Origin of the sequence: Streptomyces sp. NPDC058000, from assembly GCF_042886435.1 — a bacterium.
Lineage (GTDB): Bacteria > Actinomycetota > Actinomycetes > Streptomycetales > Streptomycetaceae > Streptomyces.
The window spans coordinates 46837-73347 of record NZ_JBHVQS010000030.1; the positions used below are offsets into that span (position 1 = coordinate 46837).

25 protein-coding genes are annotated in these 26511 nt (G+C 71.9%); 12 read left to right on the forward strand and 13 right to left on the reverse strand.

Annotated elements, in window-relative coordinates:
- Positions 1-202: 202 nt before the first annotated feature.
- The 7 genes from ACFVT2_RS25975 to ACFVT2_RS26005 all read left to right on the forward strand — a co-directional run bounded on the left by ACFVT2_RS25975 (position 203) and on the right by ACFVT2_RS26005 (position 8008).
- A complete protein-coding gene (locus ACFVT2_RS25975; RefSeq protein ID WP_390021756.1) occupies positions 203-1240 on the forward strand; it encodes a BMP family protein in 1038 nt (345 codons plus the stop codon).
- Between the two features lie 196 nt (positions 1241-1436).
- Positions 1437-2951 (forward strand): ABC transporter ATP-binding protein, encoded by a 1515-nt coding sequence (locus ACFVT2_RS25980; RefSeq protein ID WP_390021758.1) that lies wholly within the window; start codon positions 1437-1439, stop codon positions 2949-2951.
- Positions 2948-4192, forward strand: coding sequence for an ABC transporter permease (locus ACFVT2_RS25985; RefSeq protein ID WP_390021760.1), 1245 nt, complete (start codon positions 2948-2950; stop codon positions 4190-4192). The genes ACFVT2_RS25980 and ACFVT2_RS25985 overlap by 4 nt, the downstream gene beginning before the upstream one ends.
- Positions 4189-5469, forward strand: a complete 1281-nt coding sequence (locus ACFVT2_RS25990) for an ABC transporter permease (protein WP_390021761.1) — start codon at positions 4189-4191, stop codon at positions 5467-5469. Before ACFVT2_RS25985 ends, ACFVT2_RS25990 begins: the two co-directional genes overlap by 4 nt.
- A gap of 58 nt (positions 5470-5527) precedes the next feature.
- Positions 5528-5929, forward strand: coding sequence for a cytidine deaminase (locus ACFVT2_RS25995; protein ID WP_390021762.1), 402 nt, complete (start codon positions 5528-5530; stop codon positions 5927-5929).
- Positions 5930-6039: 110 nt separating this feature from the next.
- The gene (locus ACFVT2_RS26000) at positions 6040-7317 is read left to right on the forward strand and encodes a thymidine phosphorylase (protein WP_390021763.1); all 1278 of its coding nucleotides are present in this window, start codon (positions 6040-6042) and stop codon (positions 7315-7317) included.
- A 97-nt stretch (positions 7318-7414) separates the two neighbouring features.
- On the forward strand, positions 7415-8008 hold the full coding sequence (locus ACFVT2_RS26005) for a Uma2 family endonuclease (protein ID WP_390021764.1): 594 nt from the start codon (positions 7415-7417) through the stop codon (positions 8006-8008).
- A gap of 70 nt (positions 8009-8078) precedes the next feature.
- Here ACFVT2_RS26005 and ACFVT2_RS26010 read toward each other — a convergent pair whose 3' ends face one another.
- Positions 8079-9401, reverse strand: coding sequence for an MFS transporter (locus ACFVT2_RS26010; protein WP_390021765.1), 1323 nt, complete (start codon positions 9399-9401; stop codon positions 8079-8081).
- Positions 9402-9464: 63 nt separating this feature from the next.
- Between ACFVT2_RS26010 and ACFVT2_RS26015 the strand changes: the two genes are divergently transcribed.
- Positions 9465-10481: a LysR family transcriptional regulator gene (locus ACFVT2_RS26015; RefSeq protein WP_390021767.1), complete on the forward strand. Its 1017-nt coding sequence runs from the start codon at positions 9465-9467 to the stop codon at positions 10479-10481.
- Here ACFVT2_RS26015 and ACFVT2_RS26020 read toward each other — a convergent pair.
- The 4 genes from ACFVT2_RS26020 to ACFVT2_RS26035 form a co-directional block, all read right to left on the reverse strand.
- The gene (locus ACFVT2_RS26020) at positions 10438-11499 is read right to left on the reverse strand and encodes a phosphotransferase family protein (RefSeq protein ID WP_390021768.1); all 1062 of its coding nucleotides are present in this window, start codon (positions 11497-11499) and stop codon (positions 10438-10440) included. The genes ACFVT2_RS26015 and ACFVT2_RS26020 overlap by 44 nt on opposite strands.
- Positions 11500-11506: 7 nt before the next feature.
- Positions 11507-12514: a phosphotransferase family protein gene (locus ACFVT2_RS26025; RefSeq protein ID WP_390021770.1), complete on the reverse strand. Its 1008-nt coding sequence runs from the start codon at positions 12512-12514 to the stop codon at positions 11507-11509.
- On the reverse strand, positions 12511-14973 hold the full coding sequence (locus ACFVT2_RS26030; RefSeq protein ID WP_390021771.1) for a hypothetical protein: 2463 nt from the start codon (positions 14971-14973) through the stop codon (positions 12511-12513). Before ACFVT2_RS26030 ends, ACFVT2_RS26025 begins: the two co-directional genes overlap by 4 nt.
- A gap of 106 nt (positions 14974-15079) precedes the next feature.
- On the reverse strand, positions 15080-15847 hold the full coding sequence (locus ACFVT2_RS26035; RefSeq protein ID WP_390021772.1) for an alpha/beta hydrolase: 768 nt from the start codon (positions 15845-15847) through the stop codon (positions 15080-15082).
- A 103-nt stretch (positions 15848-15950) separates the two neighbouring features.
- Here ACFVT2_RS26035 and ACFVT2_RS26040 point away from each other — a divergent pair, with 103 nt between their 5' ends.
- On the forward strand, positions 15951-17111 hold the full coding sequence (locus ACFVT2_RS26040; protein ID WP_390021773.1) for an adenosine deaminase: 1161 nt from the start codon (positions 15951-15953) through the stop codon (positions 17109-17111).
- Positions 17112-17252: 141 nt separating this feature from the next.
- Positions 17253-17537, forward strand: a complete 285-nt coding sequence (locus ACFVT2_RS26045) for a hypothetical protein (RefSeq protein WP_390021774.1) — start codon at positions 17253-17255, stop codon at positions 17535-17537.
- Positions 17538-17641: 104 nt separating this feature from the next.
- Here the strand turns inward: ACFVT2_RS26045 and ACFVT2_RS26050 are convergent, their stop codons facing one another.
- From ACFVT2_RS26050 to afsQ1, 5 genes are all read right to left on the reverse strand, one after another.
- Positions 17642-17851, reverse strand: a complete 210-nt coding sequence (locus ACFVT2_RS26050; protein WP_100605028.1) for a PspC domain-containing protein — start codon at positions 17849-17851, stop codon at positions 17642-17644.
- 46 nt (positions 17852-17897) lie between these two features.
- The gene (locus ACFVT2_RS26055; RefSeq protein WP_390021776.1) at positions 17898-18410 is read right to left on the reverse strand and encodes a VanZ family protein; all 513 of its coding nucleotides are present in this window, start codon (positions 18408-18410) and stop codon (positions 17898-17900) included.
- Positions 18411-18516: 106 nt separating this feature from the next.
- Positions 18517-19149 carry a hypothetical protein gene (locus tag ACFVT2_RS26060; protein ID WP_390021778.1) on the reverse strand — a complete coding sequence of 211 codons (633 nt, stop codon included), beginning with the start codon at positions 19147-19149 and terminating at the stop codon, positions 18517-18519.
- Positions 19146-20894 (reverse strand): sensor histidine kinase, encoded by a 1749-nt coding sequence (locus tag ACFVT2_RS26065; protein WP_390021779.1) that lies wholly within the window; start codon positions 20892-20894, stop codon positions 19146-19148. The genes ACFVT2_RS26060 and ACFVT2_RS26065 overlap by 4 nt, the downstream gene beginning before the upstream one ends.
- Complete coding sequence (gene afsQ1, locus ACFVT2_RS26070) at positions 20891-21568, reverse strand: two-component system response regulator AfsQ1 (protein WP_383421165.1); 678 nt, start codon at positions 21566-21568, stop codon at positions 20891-20893. Before afsQ1 ends, ACFVT2_RS26065 begins: the two co-directional genes overlap by 4 nt.
- Positions 21569-21838: 270 nt before the next feature.
- On the opposite strand from afsQ1, the gene ACFVT2_RS26075 reads away from it, so the two are divergent.
- Positions 21839-22621: a SigE family RNA polymerase sigma factor gene (locus tag ACFVT2_RS26075; protein WP_390021781.1), complete on the forward strand. Its 783-nt coding sequence runs from the start codon at positions 21839-21841 to the stop codon at positions 22619-22621.
- 180 nt (positions 22622-22801) lie between these two features.
- On the opposite strand, the gene ACFVT2_RS26080 is transcribed toward ACFVT2_RS26075, so the two are convergent.
- Positions 22802-23485, reverse strand: a complete 684-nt coding sequence (locus ACFVT2_RS26080; RefSeq protein WP_390021782.1) for a uridine kinase — start codon at positions 23483-23485, stop codon at positions 22802-22804.
- 182 nt (positions 23486-23667) lie between these two features.
- Here ACFVT2_RS26080 and ACFVT2_RS26085 point away from each other — a divergent pair, with 182 nt between their 5' ends.
- On the forward strand, positions 23668-24096 hold the full coding sequence (locus ACFVT2_RS26085) for a hypothetical protein (protein ID WP_390021784.1): 429 nt from the start codon (positions 23668-23670) through the stop codon (positions 24094-24096).
- Between the two features lie 129 nt (positions 24097-24225).
- Here ACFVT2_RS26085 and ACFVT2_RS26090 read toward each other — a convergent pair whose 3' ends face one another.
- Together ACFVT2_RS26090 and ACFVT2_RS26095 are read right to left on the reverse strand one after the other, a co-directional pair.
- Positions 24226-25086 carry an aldehyde dehydrogenase family protein gene (locus tag ACFVT2_RS26090; RefSeq protein WP_390021785.1) on the reverse strand — a complete coding sequence of 287 codons (861 nt, stop codon included), beginning with the start codon at positions 25084-25086 and terminating at the stop codon, positions 24226-24228.
- Positions 25079-26509 carry an aldehyde dehydrogenase family protein gene (locus ACFVT2_RS26095; protein WP_390021786.1) on the reverse strand — a complete coding sequence of 477 codons (1431 nt, stop codon included), beginning with the start codon at positions 26507-26509 and terminating at the stop codon, positions 25079-25081. The genes ACFVT2_RS26090 and ACFVT2_RS26095 overlap by 8 nt, the downstream gene beginning before the upstream one ends.
- Positions 26510-26511 lie beyond the last annotated feature (2 nt).

The window sequence follows — 26511 nt, forward strand, 5'->3', positions numbered from 1 at the left end:
CCCGTGGAGCGTATAAAACGAGCCACACCCCGCCACTACGGGCGGCCGGCCCCGCGCCGGCCGCCCGCTGTGTTTCCGGGCCGTGCCCTGAGAGACGAATCGGTAACGGCAACGCAGTGGAGGGTTTTGCGCCAGGTCTACGCGCGTTAATCTCCCGACAAGCCAGCGCCACTGGGGGCGCTTACAGCGAAGGGAAGGCCCCGTGCGTCGGGTTATCAGGGTTGCCGCCGCGGCCACCGCCACCGCGTGTCTCGCGCTCACCGCCACCGCCTGCGGACAGAGCTTCGCCGAGGCCAACCGCGCCACACACGCGGGTGTCGGGCTGGCCTTCGACATCGGCGGTCGGGACGATCACTCGTTCAACGAGGCGGCCGCCCGCGGTACGGAGAACGCCCGCAAGCAGCTGGGCGTCAAGGTCAAGATGCTCACCGCGAAGAACGGCGAGACCGAGGCGGACCGTGAGCAGCGGCTGACGTCGTTCGCCGAGGCCGGGTACAACCCGGTGATCGGGGTGGGCTTCGCCTACAGCCAGTCCGTGCAGAACGTCGCCAAGGATTTCCCGGACACCACCTTCGGCGTGGTCGACGCGGTGCCGACCGGCAAGAACGTCGACGCGATGGTGTTCGCCGAGCACGAGGGGTCGTACCTCGCCGGGGTCGCGGCCGCGCTGAAGAGCAAGACCCACAAGGTGGGCTTCATCGGCGGCGTGAACAACGCGCTGATCCAGAAGTTCCAGGCCGGCTTCGAGCAGGGCGTGCGCGCCACCGACCCGAAGGCCAAGGTCGTCTCGCAGTACCTGTACCCCAACAACGACAAGGGGTTCAACGACCCGGCCGCAGCCAAGGCCAAGGCCCAGGGCATGCTCGACAGCGGGATCGACATCATCTACTCGGCCGCCGGCCAGTCCGGCGCCGGCTCCATCGAGGCGATCAGCAAGGTCAAGGGCGCCTGGGCGATCGGGGTGGACTCCGACCAGTACCGGCAGCCGGGACTGGCCCGCTACAAGGACCACATCCTGACCTCCGTGGTGAAGAACGTGGACGTGGCGGTCTTCGACCTGATCAAGAGCTGTGAGCAGCACAAGCCGCTGACCGGCATCCACACCTACGACCTGAAGCACGGCGGTGTCTCGCTCGCCACCTCGGGCGGCTTCATCTCGGACATCCAGCCGCAGATCGACGCGGCCCGGAAGCAGATCATCGAGGGTCAGGTGAAGGTCAAGGAGACGCCGAAGTCGTAGCCTCCCGGGGCCGTACCCGGCAGCCTCGTGTGAGCGCCGCCGGCCCCGCCTCCCCGCCCCACCCTGTCCGCTTCTTCCGCTCCTTCGCCCCTGAGGGGAGTGCGCCATCAACGCAGCGCCCACCAGCAGCAGCCCGCCCGGCCAGGACGCCCCTGCTGTAGAACTCCGCGGGATCACCAAAAGGTTCCCCGGCGTCGTGGCCAACCACGACATCCACCTCACGGTCCGCCGTGGCACCGTCCACGCCCTGTGCGGCGAGAACGGCGCCGGCAAGTCCACCCTGATGAAGATCCTCTACGGCATGCAGAAGCCGGACGAGGGCACCATCGCGCTCGACGGCGAACGCGTCGCCCTGCACTCCCCGGGCGACGCCATCGCCCGCGGCATCGGCATGGTGCACCAGCACTTCATGCTCGCCGACAACCTCACCGTCCTGGAGAACACCGTCCTCGGCGCGGAAAAACTGCACGGCATCGGCGCCGGCGCCCGCGCGAGGATACGGGAGATCTCCGACGCGTACGGGCTGAACATCAGGCCCGACGTGCTCGTCGAGGACCTGGGCGTCGCCGACCGGCAACGGGTGGAGATCCTCAAGGTCCTCTACCGCGGCGCCCGGACGCTGATCCTCGACGAGCCGACCGCGGTCCTCGTCCCGCAGGAGGTCGACGCGCTCTTCGACAACCTCCGCGAGCTCAAGTCCGAGGGCCTGACCGTCATCTTCATCTCGCACAAGCTGGGCGAGGTGCTGTCGGTCGCCGACGACATCACCGTCATCCGGCGCGGTACGACGGTGGCGTCCGTCGAGCCGGCCGGGACCACCCCCAAGCAGCTGGCCGAACTCATGGTCGGCAGCGAACTGCCGTCCCCGGAGACCCGCGAGTCCACCGTCACGGACGAGGAACTGCTGCGGGTCAGCGACGTGCGGCTGACCACCACCGACGCCAGCGGCGAGGTCCGCACGGTGCTGGACGGCATCTCGTTCACCATCCGCAAGGGCGAGGTGCTGGGCGTCGCCGGCGTCGAGGGCAACGGGCAGGCCGAGTTGGTCGAGGCCGTCATGGGCACCCGCACGCCCGACGGCGGGACCATCACCCTCGACGGCACGGACCTGTCGCGGTCCTCCACCCGCGCCCGGCGCAAGGGCGGTATCGGCTACATCCCCGAGGACCGGCACCGGCACGGCCTGCTGCTGGACGCCCCGCTGTGGGAGAACCGCATCCTCGGCCACGTCACCGAGCGCCCGAACAGCAAGGGCAAGCTCCTCGACCTGGCCGGCGCCCGCAAGGACACCGAGCGGATCGTCGCCGAGTACGACGTCCGCACCCCCGGCATCGAGGTCACCGCGGCCTCGCTCTCCGGCGGCAACCAGCAGAAGCTGATCGTCGGCCGCGAGATGAGCCACCACCCCAAGCTGCTGATCGCCGCCCACCCCACCCGCGGGGTCGACGTCGGTGCGCAGGCCCAGATCTGGGAGCAGATCCGCGCCGCGCGCCGGGAGGGCCTGGCGGTCCTGCTGATCTCTGCCGACCTGGACGAGCTGATCGGGCTGTCCGACACCCTGCGGGTGATGTACCGGGGCCGACTGGTCGCGGACGCCGACCCCGCCGTGATCACCCCGGAGGAGTTGGGCTCCGCCATGACCGGTGCCGCCAGCGGCCACCTCAGCGCGTCGGACGACACCGCCGCCGCCCAAGGGGGTGGCGGGAAGTGAGTACGTCCACCACCACCCCAACGGCCAAGAAGAACCCGGCCGTTGCCGCCCTCGCGCGCAGCGCCGCCCGGGACAAGGTCCTGCTCGCCATCGCCGCACCGGCGCTGGCCATCGTCGCCGCGATCGTCATCAGCTCGCTGGTCTTCCTGGCGTCCGGCGAGAACCCGTTCCGGGCCTACGGGATCATGGCCGATTACGGCCACTACAGCGACAGCCAGGTCTGGATCATCAACAAGGCGGTGCCGTACTACCTTTCGGCGCTCGCGGTGGCCATCGGCTTCCGGATGAACCTCTTCAACATCGGGGTGGACGGGCAGTACCGACTGGCCGCCTTCGCCGCGGCTGCGGTCGGCGGCGCCATAGCCCTGCCCGGCGCCCTCCAGATCATCCTGCTCATCGTCATCGCGATGCTGGTGGGCGCGATCTGGTCGGGCATCGCGGGTCTGCTGAAGACCACCCGCGGGGTCAGCGAAGTGATCACCACGATCATGCTGAACTCCATCGCGGCCTCGGTGATCGGCTACTTCCTCCAGGACGGCCGGCTCGCCATCAAGGACGGCAACCTCCTGCACACCAAGTTCCTGCCGGAGTCCAGCCACTTCTTCGCCTTCTCCACCCACCCCAAGCCGGTCGAGGGCTTCGTGGTGGTCGCGGTCCTGGCCGGTGCCCTGTACTGGTTCCTGATCAACCGCACCCGCTTCGGCTTCGACCTGCGGGCGGTGGGCGCCTCCGAACCGGCCGCCGAGGCCAGCGGCGTCAGCGTCAAGCGGATGATCGTCATCAGCATGCTGCTGTCCGGTGCCGCGGCCGGCCTGGTCGGGATGCCGACCCTGCTCGGCGAATCGTTCCAGTACGGCACCGACTTCCCGGCCGGCATCGGCTTCACCGGCATCGCCATCGCGCTGCTCGGCCGCAACCACCCGGCGGGGATGGCGTTCGGCGCACTGCTGTGGGCGTTCCTCGACCGCACCGGCTCCCGGCTGGAGTTCGAGGGCTACGCCCAGGAGATCGTCGGCGTCATCCAGGGCGTCATCGTGCTCTGCGTGGTCATCGCCTACGAGGTCGTCCGCCGCTACGGGCTGCGCCTCCAGCAGCGCAAGGTCGGCGAGGAACTGGCCGCGCTGGCCCGCACCGGCGACGGCGCCGGCAGCACCGGCAGCACTGGTAACGCCGGCAGCACCGGCAGCACCGGCAACACCGACAGCGCCGACAACAGTGACAAGCCGGAGGTGACGGCGTGAGTACCGAACTCAAGTCCGCGGTGCGGCCCGCGGCTCCCGGCACGGGCGGACGGCGGAAGCTGACCTACCCCTGGGTGCTGCTGATCATCGCCGGCGCGCTGGTCGCGGTCTCCGCCCTGCGGGCCGTCAGCGGTGCCGGGGACCTCACCTCCGGCGGCCAGTTCGGGGCCGCGCTCAGCGCCGCCGTGCCGATCGGGCTGGCCGGTCTGGGCGGTCTGTGGTCCGAACGGGCCGGCGTGATCAACATCGGCCTCGAAGGCATGATGATGCTCGGCTCGTTCGCGGCCGGCGCGGTCGGCTGGCAGCACGGCCCCTGGGCGGCGGCCGCGGCCGGCATCCTCGGCGGCGCGCTCGGCGGCCTCGTGCACGCCGTCGCCACCGTCACCTTCGGCGTCGACCACATCGTCTCCGGTGTCGCCCTCAACATCCTGGCGCTGGGTGCCACCCAGTACCTCGCCACCCTGTGGTTCGGCCAGGAGCACAGCGCCGCGATGCTGGCCGGCGGCAACGACAAGCAGTCCCCGCCGATGCCCGACATGCCGACCTTCACCGTCCCCGGCCTCGCGGACTGGCTGAACGGGATCGAGGGCCACCACTGGTTCCTGGTCTCCGACCTCGCCGGGGTGCTCGGCGGCGCGGTCACCGGCGTCTCCTGGCTGACCCTGCTCACCGTCGGCCTCTTCGTCGGAACCTTCTTCCTCCTCTGGCGCTCGTCGTTCGGCCTGCGGCTGCGCTCCTGCGGCGAGGCCCCGCTCTCCGCCGAGTCGCTGGGCGTCAACGTCTACCGCTACAAGTACGCGGCGATCCTGGTCTCCGGCGCGCTGGCCGGCCTCGGCGGCGCCTTCCTGGCGATCAGCGTGCACTTCTACCAGGACGGCCAGACCGGCGGCCGCGGCTACATCGGCCTGGCCACGATGATCTTCGGCAACTGGCGGCCGGGCGGCGTCGCGCTCGGCGCGGGCCTGTTCGGCTTCATGGACGCCATGCAGCTGCGCAGCGGCGGCCCGACCGTGCACGCCCTGCTGCTGGGTCTGGCCGCGCTGCTCGCCGGGCTGGCGCTGGTGCGGCTGCGCGCCGCCAAGCGGGCCCAGGCCGCGGTCGCCGCGGTGGCCGCCGCCGTTCTGGTGGTCTGGTACGCCCTCTCCGACAACGTCCCGCTGGAACTGGTCGAGGCCAGCCCGTACATCGCTACGCTGCTGGTCCTGGCGCTCTTCTCGCAGCGCCTGCGGGCCCCGAAGGCGATCGGCAAGCCCTACCGCAAGGGCCAGGGCCACTGACGCGCGGAGCGGATCCCCGCACCCCGCGCGAAGCAAGAAACGAAGGAAGACACCGCGCATGACGCACCAAGTGCCGGTCGACTGGACCGCACTGCGGACGCAGGCCCGGGACGCCATGTCCCGGGCCTACGCCCCTTATTCCGGCTATCCCGTCGGCGCCGCCGCCCTGGTGGACGACGGCCGCACGGTCACCGGCTGCAACGTCGAGAACGCCTCGTACGGTCTCGCGCTGTGCGCCGAATGCGGCCTGGTCTCCGCCCTGTTCGCCAGCGGCGGGGGCCGGCTGACCGCGTTCACCTGCGTCGACGGCAAGGGCGAGCTGCTCGTGCCGTGCGGCCGCTGCCGGCAACTCCTCCACGAGCACGGCGGACCGGAGATGCTGGTGGACACCGCGGCCGGCATCCGGCCGCTGGCGGAACTGCTGCCGGACGCGTTCGGTCCGGGACACCTGGCGGAATGACGGCGGGCGGCGCCCCGCGGACCGCGGATGGCGCCGCTCGCCGCCCGCCCTGGCGGCCGTCGCGTCTATGCGTGTAGAACGGGAGCTACCCGTTCGAAAGGAACCCGTCCATGGACGCCATCTCCGTCATCCGTACCAAGCGCGACCGCGGTGAGCTGACCCCCGAACAGATCGACTGGGTCATCGACGCCTACACCCGCGGCGACGTCGCCCACGAACAGATGTCGTCCCTCGCCATGGCCATCTTCCTCAACGGCATGAACCGCAAGGAGATCGCCCGCTGGACCGCCGCCATGATCGCCTCCGGTGAGCGGATGGACTTCTCCTCGCTGCCCCGGCCCACCGCCGACAAGCACTCCACCGGCGGCGTCGGCGACAAGATCACCCTCCCGCTCGCCCCGCTGGTCGCCGCCTGCGGCGCCGCCGTCCCGCAGCTCTCCGGCCGCGGCCTGGGCCACACCGGCGGCACCCTCGACAAGCTGGAGTCCATCCCCGGCTGGCGCGCCCAGCTCAGCAACGCCGAGATGCTGGACGTCCTGCGCGACGTCGGCTCGGTCATCTGCGCCGCCGGCGACGGCCTCGCCCCCGCCGACAAGAAGCTCTACGCCCTCCGCGACGTCACCGGCACCGTGGAGTCGATCCCGCTCATCGCCTCCTCCATCATGTCCAAGAAGATCGCCGAAGGCACCGGCTCCCTCGTCCTCGACGTCAAGGTCGGCTCCGGCGCCTTCATGAAGCACCTCGACGACGCCCGTGAACTCGCCTCCACCATGGTCGGATTGGGCACCGACCACGGCGTCAAGACGGTGGCCCTCCTCACCGACATGGCCACCCCGCTCGGCCGCACGGCCGGCAACGCCCTCGAAGTCCGCGAATCCGTCGAGGTGCTGGCCGGCGGCGGCCCGTCCGACGTCGTCGACCTCACCCTCGCCCTCGCCCGCGAGATGCTCGACGCGGCCGGCCTCAAGGACGCCGACCCGGCCAAGGCACTGGCCGACGGCTCCGCCATGGACCACTGGCGCCGCATGATCAGCGCCCAGGGCGGCGACCCGGACGCCACCCTCCCCCTCGCCCGCGAACAGCACACCGTCACCGCCACCGCCTCTGGTGTGCTGACGTCTCTCGACGCCTACGCCGTCGGCCTCGCCGCCTGGCGCCTGGGCGCCGGCCGGGCCCGCAAGGAGGACCCGGTGCAGGCCGGCGCGGGCATCGAACTCCACGCCAAGCCCGGCGACCCGGTGACCGCCGGCCAGCCCCTCCTCACCCTCCACACCGACACCCCGGAAAAGTTCGACTACGCGCTCGAAGCCCTGAACGGCGGGGTGCAGATCGGCCCGTCGGACACCCCGTTCGCGGCGCGTCCGGTCGTGCTGGAACGTATCGCCTGACCTGCGGTTTTCTCATTCGGGTGAACGGGATCGGTGGACCGGCACCGGTCCCGTTCGGCATGCTGGGATCGGTGACGTACCGATAGAGGAGCACACCATGGCAGCAGTGATCGCCGAGCGCCCCCACCAGGCTGATGAAAGCAGCTGGAACGAGGCACTCCGCACATGGGAGCGGACTGACGCTCCGGAGGGCTGCAAGGTGGAGATCATTGAGGGGATCGTCACCGTGGCACCACCGCCGGAGAGCGACCACAACGACACCGCGGACGAACTTCAGCGCCTGCTGTACACCGTCATCCCCCGGGACTGGGGCATCTACCAGACGCAAGGGCTGACCGTTCCCAGCCAGCAGGGGCTCTACATCCCCGACCTGGCGGTCATTCCCAAGAAACTGCTGCCGCGCCGCGGTGAGCGCCGCATGGCTGACGCCGCCGAGCTGATCGTCGAGATCACGTCCCGGTCCAATGCGAATCACGACCGGGTTGAGAAGCTCCAAGGCTACGCCGACGCCGGCGTTCCCCTCTACCTGTTGCTCGACCCCTGGCACTCCGGCAGGCCCACCGCAACGCTGTACGGACAGCCGGCGGGAGGTCGGTATCGCGTGCTCGAAACCGTGAAGTACGGCGACAAGCTGCACCTGCCGGCGCCGTTCGATGTCACGGTCGACACCGCGCTCTTCCCCAGCAGCTGAGGCTCCCTCACGACGAAGGGCCCGCCCCACCAGGACAGGTGGTGGGGCGGGCCCTTCGCGCTGTGGGGTGTTACGCGGCCTTCTGGAGGTGCAGAAGGCGGCGTTCGGCGCTTGCCTTGCGGGTGGCGTACAGGGTGATGCCGGCGGCGCCGACCATCGCGGCCAGGCCGAGGAGGACGGTGCCCGACCAGCCGGCGGAGTGGAAGGCGGCGGCGCCGAGCGCGCCGCCCAGGCTGCTGCCGATGTAGTACGCGCACTGGTACAGGGCGGACGCCTGGGCCCGGGCGGTCTTGGCGGTGCGGCTGACCGACGACGAGGCGACCGCATGGCCCGCGAAGAAGCCCGCGGTGATCAGGATCAGGCCCGCCAGCACCGCGCCCACCGACGAGGCCAGGGTGAACAGCAGACCGACGGCGGTGGTGCCCACGGCCAGGTAGAGCGCACCGCGCCGGCCGACCCGGCCGACCAGCTTCCCGGCCGCGGCCGAGGAGACCGTACCGACCAGGTAGACCACGAAGATCGAGCCGACGATGCCCTGCGGCAGGTTGAACGGCTCGGCGACCAGGCGGTAGCCGATCACTGTGTAGACCGCGCCGAAGACCGTCATGAACAGGGCGCCGATGGCGTAGAGGCGGCGCAGCAGTGGATCGGCGAGGTGCCCGCCGAGCGTGCGGGCCAGTGCCCGTGGGCCCACCGAGCGCGCCACGAAGTGCCGGGCCCGGGGCACCAGCAGCCGGAACGCCACCGCGCACACCACGGCCAGTACGCCCACCGCGCCGAGCGCCGCCCGCCAGCCCCACGCCTGGGCGACCCAGCCGGTGACGATCCGCCCGGACATCCCGCCGATGCTGTTGCCGGCCACGAACAGGCCGATCGCCGCCACCAGCGCCTTGGCGCGCACCTCCTCGGCCAGGAACGCCATCGCCGACGCGGGCAGCCCGGCCAGCGCGATGCCCTGGACGGCGCGCAGCGCGATCAACGTACCGAGGGAGGGGGCGAACGGCACCAGCAGCGCGATCATCGCGGCGACGGTGAGGGAGGCCGTCATCATGGTGCGGCGGCCGAACCGCTCGGAGAGCGCGCTGAGCGGGATCACCCCGAGGGCCAGCCCGAAGGTGGCCGCGGAGACGGTCCAACTCGCCTGGTCCGGCGCGACGTCGAGGTCAGCGGAGATGGCCGGCAGCAGCGCCTGCGTGGAGTACAGCAGGGCGAAGGTGGCCACTCCGGCGGCGAACAGGGCGAAGCTCATCCGGCGGTAGCCGGGGCCGCCCGGCCGCAGCTTGTCCGACTCGGGGTCGGTCGCCGCGGCGGAAGGAGAAGGGGAGTCGGTGGACGACTGGGGAGAGGCGGCCGCACGGTCGGTGACGGACGCCCCGGTATCAGCGGGAGGCATGCCCCGAAGGTAGAAGGACGACATCTCATGCGTCCAATGCATCAAAACGCGATAATCGATGCTGTGACACATGATCGCAGCTCACAACCGTCTCTGTCGCAAGCTCGCAACAGAAAAGACATTTCGGAACACCCTCACTCGGTCCCGCCGACCGCCCCCGAGGCCGCCGAGCTGGGCCCCGACTCCTGGGCGCTGACCCTCGCCCCGCGGCTCGCCCAGTTCGCCGCCGTCGCCCGCCACGAGCACGTCACCCGCGCCGCCCACGAACTCGGCATGCCGCAGCCGACCCTCAGCCGCGCCCTGGTCCGGTTGGAGGACGACCTCGGCGTCGCCCTCTTCGCCCGGCACGGCCGCACCCTCTCCCTCACCCCGGCCGGCCGCGCCTTCCGCGCCGCCGCCGAACGCGCCCTGACCGACCTGGAACGCGCCACCGAATCCGTCCGCGCCGACGCCGACCCGACCGCCGGCAAGGTCGCCTTCGGCTTCCTGCACACCCTCGGCTCCGAGACCGTCCCCGGCCTGATCCGCAGCTTCCGCGCCGACCACCCGGGCATCCGCTTCCAGCTCGTCCAGAACTACGGCGAGGCGATGATCGAACGCCTCCGCGCCGGCGACCTCGACCTCTGCCTGACCTCCCCGGTCCCCGACTACCCGGACCTGGCGGCGCGCCGCCTCGACGAGCAGAAGCTCCGCCTGGTCGTCCCGGACGACCACCCGCTGGCCGGCCGCAAGCGGATCCGCCTCGCGGAGGCGGCCGGCGAACTCTTCGTCACCCTCGAACCGGGCTACGGCCTCCGCCGGATCACCGACGCACTGTGCGCCGAGGCCGGCTTCACCCCGCGCGTCGCCTTCGAGGGCGAAGAAGCCGAAACCCTCCGCGGCCTGGTGGCCGCCGGCCTGGGCGTCGCCCTCCTCCCCCCACCCGCCGTCCCCCGCCCCGGCGTCGCCGAACTGACCGTCACCGCCCCCCGCGCGGTCCGCGAGATCGGCGTCGCCTGGCTCGACGGCCGGATGGACACACCCCCGGTAGCCGCCTTCAAAAAGTTCCTCCTGAGCCGCCGGGGGGCGTTGCTGTCGTGACCTGCCCGGTGGCCCGGGCCCAGCGGACGGCGGCCCGCTCGACGGCGTCGAGGGTGGGGACGGCGGCGACTGGTTCCCAATGGGGACGCGCCGCGGCGTACTTGGCGGCGAGCGCGCCGGCGAGGGACCGTCGGGTCGCGGCACTGTCCGCGACCGCGATCCGCCGGGCCCAGCGCACGGTGTCCACCACGGCCGACTTCATCCGCTCGTAGCCGAGGTAGAAGCCGAGCCCGTCGACCCAGTCGGTGCGGCAGTCGGCGGGGGCGGCTTGCCGCCACAGATTCCGCACCCGGGCGTCCTCGCGGGGGAGGTAGGACATCTTGTGCAGGTGGTCCGCCAGGTCGTAGACCGGGTCGCCCCAAAGTGCCAGTTCCCAGTCGAGGAAGACGGTCCGCCGACCGTCGGTGATCATGTTGCCGCGGTGCAGGTCCGCGTGGAGCAGTCGGAACGGGCGGCGGTGCAGCTCGCCCGCCTGCCGCTCCAGCAGGGCACAAGGGTCGTGGGGGACGCCCAGCTCCGTGTAGAGCCGCTGGGTCGGCGGGTCGCCGGCGGCGCGGATGGTGCGGACGAGCGCCAGCAGCGCTGCCGCGAAGCCGGCGCAGTCGCCGTCCCCGGGCCAGCCGGCCGGCGCGGCGGGGAGTTTGCCGGACGGCACGCGCAGCAGCTGCCCGAACAGCTCCCCGATGTCGTCCAGCACCCGACCCGGCAGCGCCGTCCCGGCCGGGCACACCTCGTCCAGGGACCGGCCCGCGATGAACTCATGGATCTGGAACGGCGGTTCCGCCTGGGCGTGGAGCAGCTGCGGTGCCGCCCCGACGTACGGGCGGATCGCCTCCAGCAGCTCCGGCTCCGGCCACACCGCCAGGTCCATCGACTCCGCCCCGGCGGTCGGAATGCGGACCATCACCGGGGTGTGGCCGGATGTCACCCGCACGTTGTGGTTGTAGTAGCCGGCGTGGCCGTCGTCCCGCCGGCACGCTTCCTCGTACAGGGCCATCGCGTCCATGCGCCTGTCCACCGCCCCTTCATGGGCTCCCGTGCGTCGGTCCCCTGCGCAGCCCGGCGCGGATGTCCTCGGTCGTGACGTCCGAGACCACTCCCCAGTCCCGGCGGGCGGCATTCACCTTCTTGGCCAGACGTGACACAAGAAACGCGCCGAATGCGGGATCCGCACCAGGAGCGACCAGCTGCTTGGAGTAGCGGACGGTGTCCACCACCGCCGACTTCAGGCGCTCATGACGCAGGTACGCCGCCATGTCGGGCCGCCAGCCGGCGGTGCACCCGGCCGGCATCGTCCGCAGCCAGTGGGCCACCAGCGTCTCCCGCTGCTCCTCCGGATAGTCCATCTTGTGCAGGTGGATGGCGAGTTCGTAGACCGGGTCGCCCCACAGCGCCAGCTCCCAGTCGAGGAACCACGTCGCTTCGCCGGACACGATCATGTTCTTCCGGTGCAGGTCGGCGTGGAGCACCGCGAACGGGCGGGACGTCAGCGCGGCCCATCGCTCCTCGGTGCCCGCCAGCGGATCCGCCGGGAAGCCGAAGGCGGCGAACACCTCGCCGTACTCCGCCAGATGGTCCGCGTGGATCCGGCGGGTCAGCGCCGACAGCCGCCGCCCGAAGCCCGTCGAGTCGCCCGGGACGGGCCAGTCGTCCGGCAGCGCCGGCAGCTTCCCCGCGGGAATCGCCGTCAGCTGCGCCAGCAGCCGCACCACATCGTCCAGGACGTGGCAGGGGACGGCGCTGCCGCGTGGCGAGAAGCCGTCGAGCAGCCGCCCGTCGATGAAGCTCTGGACCTGGAAGCGCGGATGCCGCGACACGTGGCGCAGTTCCGGCGTGTGGTCCGCGTAGGGGCGGACAGCGGCCAGCACCTCCTCCTCCCGCCACAGCCGGACGTCCATCACGTCGGCGCCCGGCAGCGGGATCCGCACGTTGACCCGGCCCTCGGGCGTGTCCAGCCCCGTGTTGCGGTTGTAGTACCCGGCCGCGGTCTCGGTGGTCGCCAGCGCCGCCGCGTACAGCTCCTGGTGGTTCATGCGCCCGCCCCCAGGAACAGCGACAGCATCGCGTCGGTCCGGCGCTCCAGGGCGTCCAGCGGGCCCAGCGGGCGGAGGCCGGACCGGGCGCGGGTGGCGGCCGCCGCGAGCTCCGGGTCGTCCACGCCGAGCCGCACCGCCGCCCGGTGGATGGCGAGCACCAGCGACGGATAGACGTCGCACGCCTCGAACTCGGCGACCGCCCGGCGTAGCACTGTCAGACACTCCGCGCGGTCTCCCTGCCGCAGCAGGAGGAACGCCCGGTACATGTCGGCGCGGGCGCGGCCGGACCGGTAGCCGGCCCGGTCGAGGGCGGCGTAGGCGCTGAGGAAGGACGAGGCGGCCCGCTCGTACGCGCCGAGCCGGGTCTGCGCCATGGCCATCGCGGTGTACGCCTTGCCGATCTCGTGCTGGGCACCCAGCTCCCGCTGGACCTCCAGCGCCGCTGCGGCCTCCGCCACGGCGGCCTCCGGGTCGGTGAAAGCCAGCAGTTCGGCGCGGTTGGTCCGGATGTTCGCCGAGCCGAATGGGTCGGCGGTGTGCCGGTACTCCTCCTCGGCCTCCGCGAGCAGTGCGCCGGCCGCGTCGAAGTCGAGCAGGAAGCGGTGGCCGAGGTGGAGCAGCCGCTTGACGTCCGCCCGGATGCCGCAGTGGTCCGTCCCGCACATGTCGTACACCGAGGCGGCCAGGTCGAACGCGGCCGCGAAGTCGCCCTGCCACATCCTGATGTCGGCCAGGCAGAAGCCCGCGGAGATCCGCACCGGACCGGACTGCTCGTCCCAGACCTGCTGGAAGATCCGGGCCGCGGTGCGGCTCTCGCCGGCGATCCGGCGGGCGTTGGCGGCGGCCAGGGCGAGCCGGGCGGAGACCGCGGTGCCGGCCTCCCGTTCCACCTCCGGCGCCAGGTCGATCACCGCCCGGGCGTTGCCCAGGGCGAGCAGCGACTCCGCCTCCAGGCAGTCCGCGGCCTCCCGTAGCGAACGGTCCGCGCCGGGCCGGGTGGCCAGGTAGTCCCGCAGGTCCCGCAGGATCCCGTCCACCGCCTGGCGCCCGCCCATCGCCAGCCCGCGGTCGGCACAGGCGTGGATCTGTTCGGCGGTGATCTCCTCCGCGTGCAGACCGTGGTGGACCGCCTCCCGCAGCGGTGCCGAACGGGACACCCCGCCTCGCTCGGGAAGGTCCCCCGAGCGGTCCACGACACCTTCCCAGTACTCCCGCAGCTGGGCGTGCACGTCCCGTCGCACGGTGGGGGAGAGGTGGGACTGCAGGGCGGCGACCATGAGTTGGTGCAGTCGGTACCACCCCTGGGCCAGCGGGTAGGCGAAGGAGTACGCGGTCAGCGACTCCCAGGTCAGCAGGTGCGCGGGGAGGTTGAAGGCCCGGCCCAGCGCCCGGAACGCCCCGAAGTCGAAGGTACGCGCCACGCTGAGCAGTTCCAGGATCCGGACCTCGTCCGGCGGAACGTGTTGGAGGAACCGCTGGACGATGTGCTCGGAGGTGATCGTCGTCTCCAGCCGGGCCGGATTCTGGTGGTACGTGTCGATGGCCAGGTGGAGGTAGAACGGCACCCCGGCGCTGGCCTCCGCGATCGACCGTTGCCGGCCGCCCTCGGTGATGCCCGCCGCGGAGAGCAGGTCGAGCCGGGCCGCCATCGGCAGCCCCTCCACGGACACCTGGCGGATCACCGTCGCCCAGTCCTCGTCGTACGCCGCCCACTGCAACGGCTCCCGGCTCGCCACCACGGTCAGCCCGCCCTGTAACTGCCCCAGCAGGTCCCGCAACCAGGCGTCCGCGCCGAAGCTCTTCCCACCGGGCAACGGGGTGGGAACGAGCGCCTCGTACGCGTCCACGAACAGCACGAACGGCCGTTCGCGACTGGCCTCACGCAGTTCCTCGGCGAGCAGGTAGGAGACCGCGTATCCCAGTTCCGCATTGGAGAGGTTGTCGAGGTCCTGGAGCGTCGGGTCGTTCTTGATGCGCTGTTTGCGCTGCCGGCTGGTCAGCGCCCGGTCGGTCAGCCGCACCAGACCGGCCGCGGTGCCGAAGACCGGGAACCCCATGGCGTCGTCGAGGATCTTCGAGAGCACATCGCTCTCCTCCGCGAAGGGGGTGCTGGAGCGGTCCATCCGCAGCTGCGGATGGACGCGCTGCCACAGCACGGCGTACGCGATGTCGAAGCGGTCGAACTTCACGCCCTGCGCGCCGAACCCGGTGCGCAACACGGCGAGGGCGTCCTCCTGCTGCCGCAGGGCGGGGATCTGGAGGTCCAAGTGGGCGGTGCGGTACTCCTCCCCGGTGCGGTTGCGGAGCTCTTGTAGCAGGCGGGACTTGCCGATGCCGCCGATGCCCACGATGTTGAGGAGGTGCGGGCCGTCGGACGGCGGTAGGCGGCGCAGTGCCTCGCCGTAGGCGGACAGCGCGGTCTCCCGGTCGAAGAACTGGCGCTGTAGCGCAGACACCCGCCGGTATCGCGGCCCAATGGGCATACCGAATCCCCCCGTTGCTCTCAGCTCCCACGGAGGCTACCCCCGACACCCCACCCCCGCACCGCAGTTGACCGCGCGATCAGTGCCGCAGTGACGCCCCGAAGCCCGATGCCAGGGGCATGCGGAGGCCCAGGGGTGGGGGAGCGGCCAGGGCGTCCTTGACGGGGCGGGCGTAGGCCTGGGTGAAGAGGGAGCCGAGGAGGAAGTCGGTGGCGAGGGCGTGCACCTCGGAGCGGTGCTGGTGCAGGGAGTGGCCGTCGGAGTGGACCTCGAAGCGGCAGGTGTCGCGGTTGATCTTCTTGGCGCGTTGGGCGTAGCGGTAGGAGAGGTCGGGGTCGACGCGTTCGTCGTTGGTGCCGTGCACCAGGAGGACCTGGCGGCCGATCAGTTGCTTCACCGGGTCGGGGTCGCTGCCGTACTGGCGCGGATCGGACAGCCAGGGGGCGAGGGCCAGGACCGCTTGTACGGCCGGGTGGCCGGCGGCGTGCAGGGCCGCGCGGGCGCCCATGCCGGTGCCGACCAGCGCGACCGGGACGTCGCCGTAGCGCCGGACCACCTCGTCCAGCGCCCAGGTGGCGTCCTGCGCCGGGTGCGCCGCGGAGCCGTTCCAGCCGCGGCAGCGGTAGTGGACCACGTGGGCGGTCAGTCCCTCGGGGCGGCCGGCCCGGGCCAGCCGGGCGGCCAGCGGGCGGACGGTCAGGGCCGGCACCGGCGACGGCCGGCGCAGTCCGTTCGGTCCGCACCCGGGCAGGAGGAGGGCGACGGCGTTCACCGTCCGGTCCGTGCCGCCCGCTCCCAGCGGTTTTCCCAGCCGGGCCTCGCGCACCGGCAGTGCTTGCTGAGCCATGACGAGAACGATGGCAGAAGGCGGCGCCCTGTCCACCCTGTGGACGGGTCACTGTTACGTATCGTTCGGCGAGATCTACGCGCGTAGGGGCTACAGTGCCGAAATGACGAGCGAGCTCAGCAACCTCCCGACCGCCGAACAGATCCGCCGAGCCCCCAAGGTGCTGCTCCACGACCACCTCGACGGCGGGCTGCGCCCCGGCACCGTCGTCGACCTGGCCCGCGAGATCGGCTATACCGGACTCCCCGAGACCGACCCCGAGAAGCTCGGGATCTGGTTCCGCGAGGCCGCCGACTCCGGTTCGCTGGAACGCTATCTGGAGACCTTCGCGCACACCTGCGCCGTCATGCAGACCCGCGAGGGGCTGTTCCGGGTCGCCGCCGAGTGTGCCGAGGACCTGGCCGCGGACGGCGTCGTCTACGCCGAGGTCCGCTACGCGCCGGAGCAGCACCTGGAGAGCGGGCTCCGCCTCGAAGAGGTGGTCGAGATCGTCAACGAGGGCTTCCGGGAAGGCGAACGACGGGCCCGCGAGCGCGGCCAGCGGATCCGCGTCGGCGCCCTGCTGACCGCCATGCGGCACGCCGCCCGGGCGCTGGAGATCGCCGAACTCGCCAACCGCTACCGCGACCTGGGCGTGGTCGGCTTCGACATCGCGGGCGCCGAGGCCGGCTTCCCGCCCACCCGTCACCTCGACGCCTTCGAGTACCTCAAGCGGGAGAACAACCACTTCACCATCCACGCCGGCGAAGCCTTCGGCCTGCCGTCCATCTGGCAGGCGCTCCAGTGGTGCGGCGCCGACCGGCTCGGCCACGGCGTCCGCATCATCGACGACATCGAGGTCGCCGACGACGGCTCCGTCACCCTCGGCCGGCTCGCCTCCTACGTCCGGGACAAGCGCATCCCGCTGGAGCTGTGCCCGACCTCCAACCTCCAGACCGGGGCCGCCACTTCCTACGCGGAGCACCCCATCGGCCTGCTGCGCCGGCTGCAGTTCCGCTGCACGGTCAACACCGACAACCGCCTCATGAGCGACACCAGCATGTCCCGGGAATTCGAGCACCTGGTCAGGACATTCCGCTACACGCTCGACGACCTTCAGTGGTTCACGGTCAATGGTATGAAGTCTGCTTTCCTTCCTTTCGATGAACGTCTGGCCATGATCAATGACGTCATCAAGCCCGGATACGCGGAATTGCGCTCGGAATGGCTCTTCCGTCAGTCGGCCACAACTCCCGCCCCCAGCAGGGAGTCTGACGCTGAGTGAGCGCCGTGCGAGGCGTCTAGCGCAACGGCCGGTGGATTGTCCACCGGCCGTTTTTCCGCGTGTCAAGGGTGTTTGCGGCGGTGCCGGCGGAATCACTAGGTTTCCTAGCCGGTCTAGCCCCCATCACGAGGACGTAAAGCAATGAAGCAGGGAACGGTCAAGACTCTTGGTGCCGTCGCGCTCGGCGCCGCCATCGCAGCCACCGCCGCGGGAGCGGCCTCCGCAGCCCCGGCGGGCAACTCGATCGACACCAACGGTGTGCTGCACAGCCTGCCGGTGAAGGACGCCACCAACACCCTCTCGGGGGCCACCAACACCAAGGGCGGCGGCAGCGACGTCAAGACCCACCTGAACAACAAGGGCAACCCGCTGCTCGGCGGCATCCCCGCCGGCGCGGTCACCAAGAACCTCCCCATCGGCGGCTGATCCGGCCCCTGCCGTCCCCCAGGGGACGCCTCCCCAGGACCGCCCCGGTCCGTACGCGGTATCCCGTACGGGCCGGGGCGCCGTCGTGTCCGGGGCGTGCCGGGCTACCAGGCCGCGGCGTCGCGCGCCTTGTCCTCCGAGGGGAGGAGGACCCACAGCGCCAGGTAGACCAGGAACTGCGGACCGGGCAGCAGGCAGGAGACCAGGAAGATCACCCGCATCGTCGCCGGGGACGTCCCGAAGCGGCGGGCGAGGCCGGCGCAGACACCGGCGATCATGCGGTTGTTGGCGGGACGGACCAGTGCGGCGGCCATGACGGGCTACTCCTTCTCGACGATCCGGGGCGGCTGCCCCGATGCCTCAAAAGTAGGTCCGGCCACCGGAGAAAACGTCAGCCTGCGGGGTCAGGCCGACCCTGGAGATTCTCGGGGTCGTACCCGCACACCGCTCGTCCCGACGGCGGAGCCGGGACCGGGCCCCAGGAACGACCACCAGATGCGTCAGTGCGACCCCGAGCGTATTCAGCAGCACCGTGTCGACGTCCGGGACCTGGCCCGGCACCGCGGTCTGCAGCAGCTCGATCGTCAGCGAGATCATCGCCCCGGCGAAGACGGTACGGGCCATCGAGCCCAAGGGGGAGACGTTCAGGCGCCCTCCGGCCAACGGCAGCAGCACCCCCAGCGGCGCCAGCAACAACACCGGCGCGCCCAGATGCCACACCGCCGACCAGCCGCCCCGCACCAGCTCGGCGTGGATCGACGCCAGCGGCTCCAGATTCGCGGCCGGCACCCACGGCACCGTACGCGGACGCAACATCAGCCAGCCGACGATCAGCAGATGCGCCACAAGGAGGAGAAACCCGGTGGCGCGCAAACGGGGGGCGACGGTGTTGCCGGGGCCATGACGCTGCACACAGGCCAGGACGCCGCTAGCGGGGGCCGCGGTTCCGCCCCGTTGCGCCCGTCTTGGCCGGAAGCGCTCAGCTCTCCTCGGACTGCGGGTCGCCCCAGCCCGCGTGCTGGGCGACGGCCGGGTTGGCCTGCACGTCCGGCGAACAGTCGTAGCGGTGCGCCGCCGCCGGGCCCGGGCCGCCCAGCAGCGCGCCCCCGGTACGCCCCAGCGCGCCGCTCCTGCCGTAGGTGCACACCAACTGCGCCAGCGCGAACGACGGCAGGTCGTCCGGCTCGACGGACAGCCGCAGCGCCTCCGGCGCGTCCCCGGCGCGCGGCCCCGCCACCCGCAGCGTCGTGGGCAGCGCGGTGCTGAAGCCGGCCCGGGCCTCGTCGGGCGTCGGCGGCCGCTGCAACTCGGCCAGCAGCGCACGGGCCGCCGGCAGCCGGACCGCGGCCCCCGGGGTGCCCTGCGGCCGCTCCACCGCCCGCTCCACCGGGACCAGCGTCGACCCGCACACCAGATACACCGGGACCTGCGCCGTCCCCGCCGCCGCCGTGGGAGTAGGGGACTCCGGCGGGTGGCAGCTCACCCGCGACGGGGCGCCGCCCGCGTCGACAGGTACGGACGTGCCGCGGATCCCGCAGCCCGCGGCGGCCAGTGCCAGCACCGCCACCGCCGCGGCGTACCGCCCCGCCCCGGGCCGGACGCGTCGGGTCATCGCCGGCCCTCCGGGCCCTCGCCCGTCGGCCGCCCGCCGCGGTCCGCCGGCTCGTCGCTGTCGGTCAGCCGGGAGGCGTCCATCGGCAGTCGCAGGGTGAACACCGCGCCGCCCTCGGGGTGATTGGCGGCGCTGATCCGGCCGCCGTGGATGTGCGCGTTCTCCTGCGCGATCGACAGGCCCAGACCGCTGCCCTCCGACCGGGGCCGGGACGCGCTCGCCTTGTAGAAGCGGTCGAAGACGTGCGGCAGTACCTCCTCCGGGATGCCCGGACCGTGGTCCCGCACCCGGATGACCAGCTGCCCGCCCGCGAGTTCCCGACCCTGTTCGAACGGGTCGGCATCCCCGCCGGGCCCGGCCTCCTCCGCCACTGCCACCTGCTGCGCCGACTCCGCACCGTCCGCGGCCGGCTCCGCCGCCGCGGGCTCCGCCGGCTCCGTACGGACCGACACCCGCACCGGCGAACCGCCGTGCTTGAGGGCGTTGCCGATCAGGTTCGCCAGGATCACGTCCAGCCGCCGCGGGTCCAGACGGGCCATGGTGCCGCGGTCGGCGTCCAGCTCCACTGCGTCCAGCCAGGCCCGGGCGTCGATGCAGGCGGTCACCTGGTCGGCGACGTCGACGTAGTCCAGCACCAGCCGGGCCGTCCCCGCGTCGAACCGGGTGACCTCCATCAAGTTCTCCACCAGGTCGTTCAGCCGCCGGGTCTCGCTGACCACCAGCTGCACGGCCGGCGCGATCATCGGGTCGAGGGAGTCCGCCTCCTCCTCCAGCACCTCGGTGACCGCGGTGATCGCGGTCAGCGGCGTCCGCAGCTCGTGCGACATGTCGGCGACGAACCGGCGGGACGCCGCCTCCCGGCCGCTCAGCTCCTCGACGCGCTGCTGGAGCCGCTCCGCGGTGCGGTTGAAGGTCCGCGACAGATCGGCCAGTTCGTCGGTGCCGGTGACCCGCAGCCGGGTGTCCAGCCGCCCCTCGCCCAGCTGCCGCGCCGCGTACCCGAGCCGCTGCACCGGCCGCAGCACGGTCGTCGCGGCGGCCTGCGCCAGCAGCGCCGAACCGACCAGCGCCAGCGCCGTGGCGATCCCCAGCGACCAGCCCAGCGACGTCAGGTCCTGCCGCTCGGTGGCCAGCGACTTCATCATGTATCCGGTGGGCCCGCCGCCGATCACCTTCGCCCCGGCGACCAGGTACGGGACGCCCCGGACCTCGTTGCGCTGCCAGTACAGGTGGTGTGCGGACAGGTTGTTCTCGTCGACCGGGCGCACCTGGTCGACGGCGTTGCGCAGCGACTGCGGGATGGTCTGCAGCGTCAGCAGGGTCTTGTCGGTGGTGGCCGCGCACTCCTTGCCCGCGCTGTCCACTCCGATCAGCAGCACCGTGTAGTTCTGCGGGCCGGCCGCCATCTGGCGGGCCGCGTCCTGGAGTTCGGAGCAGCGCGGACGCAGCGGCAGCGAGTGGGTGCTGTCCTCCAGCGACTTGCGGAAGTCCTTCAGGGCGGCGTTCTGCGTCCGGTCCAGGACCGTGTTGCGGTTGAGCCAGTACGCGATCCCGGACGCCGAGACCGCCGCGGTCAGCGCCACCAGCGCGAACACCACGACCAGCCGCAGCCGCAGGCTCGTCAGCCGCAGCAGGCCCGCGGCCCGGCGCAGCAGCCGCACCAGCCGACCGCCGGACACGCCGCCGTCCCCGGTCCCCTGCTCGCCCTCCCCGGACCCACCGCCGTGCGGGGTGCCTGCCGTCACTGCGGTGCGTCCAGTCGGTAGCCGACGCCGCGGACGGTGCGGATCAGCGTCGGCGAGGACGGGATGTCCTCCACCTTCGCGCGCAGCCGCTGCACACAGGCGTCCACCAGCCGCGAGTCACCGAGGTAGTCGTGCTCCCACACCAGCCGCAGCAGCTGCTGCCGGGACAGAGCCTGTCCGGGGCGCCGGCTCAGCTCCAGCAGCAACCGCAGCTCGGTCGGGGTCAGTTGCAGATCCTGGCCGTTCTTGGTGACGGTCATCGCAGACCGGTCGATCACCAACGAGCCGAACGTCGCCGAATCGCTGGACTCCCGCTCCCCGCGCCGCAGCACCGCCCGGATCCGGGCGTCCAGCACCCGGCCCTGTACGGGCTTGACCACATAGTCGTCCGCACCGGACTCCAGCCCCACCACCACGTCGATGTCATCGCTGCGCGCGGTGAGCAGGATGATCGGCAGTTGGTCCGTCCGCCGGATCCGTCGGCACACTTCGAAACCGTCGATGCCGGGCAGCATCACGTCCAGCACGATCAGGTCCGGCCGCTGCTCGCGCAGCAACTTCAGGCCGTCCTCGCCCGTCGCAGCGGTCATCACACGGTGACCCTGGCGAGACAGCGAGAGTTCGAGGGCCGTGCGGATGGCGTCGTCGTCCTCGATCAGCAACAGGAAAGGCACGTCCGCCATTCTGGCGCATGGGATGCCGATAGATCGACCGGTGGCCGCCCGGTGGCCGACCGGTGGCGCCCGCCGGGCCCGATCGACCGTCGTTACGGAGCCACGCCGCACCGCGATCTCGCCTGTGACACGTCTGTGACAGACGGCGGACAACGCGATGAAACTGGGTTGGCAGTCTTTGGGTCAGCCGGGAGAGATCAACACCGCCGAGGTGGGATCCCGACCGGTGACACACCGAACGAACTGGCTCGACCGACGGGGGGCAGCACGATGAAGAACACACTGCACGGCACGACTTCCGGAGCAGTCGTCACGCGCCTCCACGACATCGGGCGTGAGAAGTCCGGTGCCGTGGGCCCGCGGGGGTGCGCTCGCGGCACCGGGCGTCAGCGGCCGCCGTACATGGTGGCCATCGACGCGATGGTGGTGCCCCAGGGGCTCAACGGGGGGAACGGGGGCCAGGAGAGCACCGACGGGGGCACGGAGTACCGGGAGACGGGGGACCGGCGCACCGCGGCGGAAGCGGCCGAGGCCGAAGCGGCCTTCACCGCCTACGTCCAGGAGCGCCGCGCCTCCCTGTACGCCACCGCCTACCACCTGACCGGCGACCGCTACGAGGCCGAGGACCTGCTCCAGAGCGCACTGTTCTCGACCTACCGGGCCTGGGACCGGATCAGCGACAAGGCGGCGCTCGGCGGCTACCTGCGCCGCACCATGACGAACCTGCACATCAGCGCCTGGCGCCGGCGCAGGCTCAACGAGTACCCGACCGAGGAACTGCCCGAGACCGCCGCCGACGCGGACGCCATGCGCGGCACCGAACTGCGCGCCGTCCTGTGGCAGGCGCTGGCCCGGCTGCCCGAGGCGCAGCGCACCATGCTGGTGCTGCGCTACTACGAGGGCCGCACGGACCCGGAGATCGCGGACATCCTCAACATCAGTGTCGGCACGGTGAAGTCCAGCATCTGGCGCTCGCTGCGCCGGCTGCGGGAGGACGAGGTCCTCAGCTTCGGCCGTGACGAGCAGGAGTCCTTCGGCGCACTGGTCGCCTGAGGACGGGGGTAAGGCCCGAGGGGGATCCGGGGGGGAGAGCCCGAGGGGGGACACGGGGGATAGCAGGGGAACACGGGGGAAGCGAGCGGGTTCGGGTGGCCGGGGGGTCTGCCCGAACCCGCTCTTCCGTTTGTGCCGGGTGCGCCGGTTGTGCCGGTCACGCGTGACGGCAGGTGTGCGTCAGGGCCGAGCCGCGGTCTCCACCGGGCACTCTCCCGAGCTCTCGACCCCGTTCGAGCAGGGAGGTGCCCCCACCCGCGCCGCCGCTATCCGGGCCAGCGCCTCCGGTCCGGCGCACGGGTGGGCGCCGAGCGCGGTGTGCCGGGCCACGATCGTCCGCTCGCTGCGCAGCAGTCGCAGGCCCCGCCGCACCAGGTACACCGCCGGTTTGCGGCCCTCGCGCAGATCCCGGGCCAGGCGCCGGCGGAAGGTGGTGGCGCGCCGCCCGCGCAGGCACAGCGCATCGGCCAGCAGCCCCGCCGCCCGGCACCGGTCGATGACGTCGGCGGCGAAGATGCCCTCCGCGACGAACAGCGGTGCCCCGTCGAGCGCCAGCGCCGAGGAACCGGTCCGGGCGCTGGTCGCGATGTCGTACACCGGGACCGCGGTCCGCCCCGTACGGCACAGCTCCTCGATGGCCGCGACCGCGGCGCCCGCGTCCCAGGAGAGCGGCGAGTCCCAGTCCGCGCCGCCGCCGTCCGGCAACTGCGGCAGTGACGGGTCCGTGCCCTCCTTGTAGAAGTCGTCGAGGTTGAGGACGGGCAGACCGGTCGCGGCGGCCAGGGACGTCTTTCCGGAGCCGGAGGGGCCGGTCAGCAACAGGACGCGGGCGGACGGTGGCCGGATGGGCGAATGGGAGTTCACGGGCACTCATTGTCGGGCATTGCGCCGTGGGGGGTACCCCTGGCGCGCGAGGTGGAACCCCCGCCACCGCTCAACTACGCTACGCAGTCAACCGATTACGCAGAGGGTCCGCATTTCCCTAGCGCAGCCGGTGGCGAAACCCGCAATTCCGCTCCGCTCCGATCCACAGGCAGGTGGCACACATGCCCTCCCACGCACGTCCCAAGCCCAGCCGCGTGCCCCGCGGTCTGCTGCGCGCCGGTTTGGTGATCTCCGCGGCCGGCGTCGCGCTCACGGGCGGCGCGGCGGCGGCGGGCGCGGCCGCCCCCGCGCCCGGCGGCACCGCAGGCGGTACGACCCCGCGGCAGCCCGTGTCCGACGACGGTGTCGTGGGCCACGCACTGGTCCACGCGATGACGGACTCCACCGGCCGGGGCCTCGGTCCCGTCAAGAACCTCAAGCTGGACCCGATGGCCAACACCGGCGTCGACCCGCTGGCCAACGGCGTCGGCACCCGGGTCGCCGACTTCAAGCCGGTGAGCACCACGCAGGTGACGGACCCGGTGACCAAGGGCGGCGCGCTGGGGGACCTGCCGGTGACCGGCACCGCGATGCGGTTGCTGCCGGGCTGACCGGCCGTCGGCCGACGGGAACCAGCACCGCCCGCCGCCCCCCGTACCGCCGCCCCGTTCCCGCACAACGGCGCGGGACCCCGCCCACCAGGGCGAGGTCCCGCGCCGTTCGTCCGTGCCGGAGCCGGGTCAGACACCCATCGGGTGCCACACCGTCTTGGTCTCCAGGAAGGCCAGCAGCCGGTCGGTGCCCGGGTCGGCGGACCAGTCCGCGGCCCGCGGGCGCAGCACCCGCTTGAGGTTGTCGGCCGCCGCGGTCTGCAGCTCCGTCGCCAACTCGGCGTCGGCGCCGGTCAGGTCGAGGGCGTTGACGTCCTGGTGGGCGGCGAGCGGAGCGGACAGTTCCGCGGTCCGGCCCGAGAGGAGGTTGACCACCCCGCCCGGCAGGTCGGAGGTGGCGAGCACCTCGGCCAGCGACAGCGCCGGCAGCGGGGCCCGCTCCGAGGCGACGACCACGGCGGTGTTGCCGGTGACGATCACCGGGGCGAGCACCGAGACCAGACCCAGGAACGACGACTCCTGCGGCGCCACCACGGCCACCACACCGGTCGGCTCCGGGGCGGAGAGGTTGAAGTACGGACCCGCCACCGGGTTCGACGACCCGGCGATCTGGGCGACCTTGTCGGACCAGCCCGCGTACCAGACCCAGCGGTCGATCGCCGCGTCCACCTGCGCCGCGGCCTTGGCCTTCGACTGCCCCTCGGCGTCCGCCACTTCGGCGACGAACTGGTCCCGGCGGCCCTCCAGCATCTCCGCGATGCGGTAGAGGATCTGCCCGCGGTTGTACGCCGTGGCGCCCGACCAGCCGCCGAACGCCTTGCGGGCCGCGACCACCGCGTCCCGCGCGTCCTTGCGGGAGGCCAGCGGGGCGTTGGCCAGCCACCTGTCCTTCGAGTCGGTCACCTCGTACACCCGCCCGCTCTCGGACCGGGGGAACTTGCCCCCGACGTACAGCTTGTAGGTCTTGAAGACAGCCAGCCGCTCAGACATTGAGGTACGCCTCCAGACCGTGCCGGCCGCCCTCGCGGCCGAAGCCCGACTCCTTGTAGCCGCCGAACGGCGAGGTCGGGTCGAACTTGTTGAACGTGTTGGACCAGATGACGCCGGCCCGCAGCTTGCTCGCCATCCACAGCATCCGCGAGCCCTTCTCGGTCCAGATGCCCGCCGACAGGCCGTACGGCGTGTTGTTGGCCTTGGCCACCGCCTCCTCCGGCGTGCGGAAGGTCAGCACGGACAGCACCGGGCCGAACACCTCCTCGCGGGCGATCCGGTGGGCCTGGGTGACGCCGGTGAACAGCGTCGGCGCGAACCAGTAGCCGGAGCCGGGCAGGTCGCAGGCCGGGGACCAGCGCTCGGCGCCCTCGGCCTCGCCCGCGTCGGCGAGCTCGGTGATCCGGGCCAGCTGCTCGGCGGAGTTGATCGCGCCGATGTCGGTGTTCTTGTCCAGCGGGTCGCCGACCCGGAGGGTGGCCATCCGCCGCTTGAGCGCGTCCAGCAGCTCGTCCTGGATCGACTCCTGGACCAGCAGCCGGGAGCCCGCGCAGCACACGTGGCCCTGGTTGAAGAAGATGCCGTTGACGATGCCCTCGACGGCCTGGTCCACGGCTGCGTCGTCGAAGACGATGTTGGCCGCCTTGCCGCCCAGTTCGAGGGTGAGCTTCTTGTCCGTGCCGGCGACCGTACGGGCGATGGCCTTGCCGACCTCGGTGGAACCGGTGAAGGCGACCTTGTCGATGCCGGGGTGGGCCACCAGCGCCGCGCCGGTCGAGCCGTCACCGGTGACGATGTTGACGACGCCCTTGGGGAGCCCGGCCTGCCGGCAGATGTCCGCGAAGAACAGGGCGGACAGCGGGGTGGTCTCGGCGGGCTTGAGGACGACGGTGTTGCCGCAGGCCAGCGCCGGGGCGATCTTCCACGCCAGCATCAGGAGCGGGAAGTTCCACGGGATGACCTGGCCGGCCACGCCCAGGGGGCGCGGGTTCGGCCCGTAGCCCGCGTGGTCGAGCTTGTCGGCCCAGCCCGCGTAGTAGAAGAAGTGCGCGGCCACCAGCGGCAGATCGGCGTCCCGCGACTCGCGGATCGGCTTGCCGTTGTCCAGCGTCTCCAGGACGGCGAGTTCGCGCGAGCGCTCCTGGATGATCCGGGCGATCCGGAAGAGGTACTTGGCGCGCTCGGCGCCGGGCAGCGCCGACCACTTCTCGAACGCCGCGCGGGCCGCCTTGACGGCGCGGTCGACGTCGTCGGCGGTGCCCTGGGTGTACTCGGCCAGCACCTCCTCGGTGGCCGGCGAGACGGTCTTGCGCAGACCGCCGCCCGTCCCCTCGGTGAACTCGCCGTCGATGAAGAGCCCGTAGGAGGACGCGAGATCCACGACGGAACGCGACTCGGGCGCCGGTGCGTAGTCAAAGGTCATGG